The sequence below is a fragment of the Cellulosimicrobium cellulans genome, from assembly GCF_001722485.1.
GTDB lineage: Bacteria > Actinomycetota > Actinomycetes > Actinomycetales > Cellulomonadaceae > Cellulosimicrobium > Cellulosimicrobium cellulans_A.
Window position 1 is genome coordinate 1 of the sequence record NZ_LWGL01000329.1, and the last position, 1391, is coordinate 1391.

Annotated in this window: 2 protein-coding genes; both read right to left on the minus strand. The window is 76.4% G+C overall.

Features of this window, described 5'->3' with window-relative positions:
• Positions 1–281: alanine racemase (locus tag JZ5iCDA_RS17495; protein WP_171905436.1), on the minus strand; the 281-nt coding region annotated here is incomplete at its 3' end.
• A 14-nt stretch (positions 282–295) separates the two neighbouring features.
• On the minus strand, positions 296–1204 hold the full coding sequence (locus tag JZ5iCDA_RS17500) for a pseudouridine synthase (protein WP_069388242.1): 909 nt from the start codon (positions 1202–1204) through the stop codon (positions 296–298).
• Positions 1205–1391 lie beyond the last annotated feature (187 nt).

Below are 1391 nucleotides of genomic sequence, written 5' to 3' on the forward strand. Positions count from 1 at the left end.
GGCCCCACGCCGGCCGCGCGCAGGGCGAGCGCCTCGCTCGGCTGAGCCGTGCCGAGCCACGTCGCGCCACCGGCCAGCGCCGCGAGCGCGCTCGGCACGAGACCGTGCCCGTACGCGTCGGCCTTGACGACCGCCATGACCTGGGCGGTGGGCGCGTGGCCCGCGAGCGCGCGCACGTTGTCGCGGATCGCCGCGAGGTCCACGACGGCGCGCGCGGGGTAGCGGCGCGGGTCGGGCCCGTCCGTCGCGGCGGCGACGGCCTGACGTTGGGTGCTGCTCACGGTCGTCGATTCTCTCACCACGCCTCGAGCACGCGGTCCGTCTCGAACCGGCGCGGGCGCCCGCTCAGCGGGTCGATGAAGTCGAGCGAGCGCGAGACGAGCTGGAGCGGCTGCGCGTAGTCGTCGTGCGCGACGTCGTACGGCACCGGGTAGAAGTTGTCGTGGACGATGGGCACGCCGAGGCGGCTCATGTGGAGCCGGAGCTGGTGCGTCTTCCCGCTGTGCGGCTCGAGCCGGTAGCGCGCGAGGCCGCGCGCCGCGTCCGTCTCGAGGAGGTCGACGCGGCTCTCCGCGTTGGGCTCGCCCTCGACCTCCTCCGCGCGCATGACGCCGCGGCGCTTGACGATGCGGCTGCGGACCGTCGCGGGCAGCTCGAGCGCGGGGTCGAGCGGCGCCACCGCCTCGTACTCCTTGCGGACCTCGCGGCGCGCGAAGAGCTCCTGGTAGGCGCCGCGGACCTCGCGCCGCAGCGTCAGCAGCAGGACGCCCGCGGTGACGCGGTCCAGGCGGTGCGCCGGACTGAGGTCGGGCAGGTCGAGCTCGCGCCGCAGGCGCACGAGCACCGAGCGCGCGACGTACGCGCCGCGGGGGATGGTCGCGAGGAAGTGCGGCTTGTCGACGACGAGCAGGTCGCGGTCGCGGTGCAGCACCCGGATCTCGAACGGCACCTCCGGCTCCACCGGCGGGTCGCGGTAGAGGAACACGAAGCCGCGCGGCTCGTACGCCGTGCGCGCGTCGACGGGCCGCCCGCGCCCGTCCACGACCTCGCCCGCCGCGACCTTCTCGTGCAGCCGCGCCGCGTCGTCCGGGAAGCGGTGCAGCACGTAGTCGAGGGTGCGCGTCCACCGCGCGACGCTCGCGTCGTCGTGCGGCAGGACGAGGCGCGTCGGGTTGAGGCCGTCGCGCACGGGCAGGGGGACCACGCGTCCACGGTACCGGGGTGCGCCCGACGCCCGTGGCGGGGTCGGCGCGCGGCGGTTTCAGCGCGCGGCGGTTTCAGCGCGCGGCGGGTTCAGCGCGCGGCGAGGAGCTCCGCGACGACGCGCGGCACCTGCTCGGCGACGTCGAGGGCCGCGACGGGTCCGCCGGGGTTCGCGCGCTCGGCCGCGA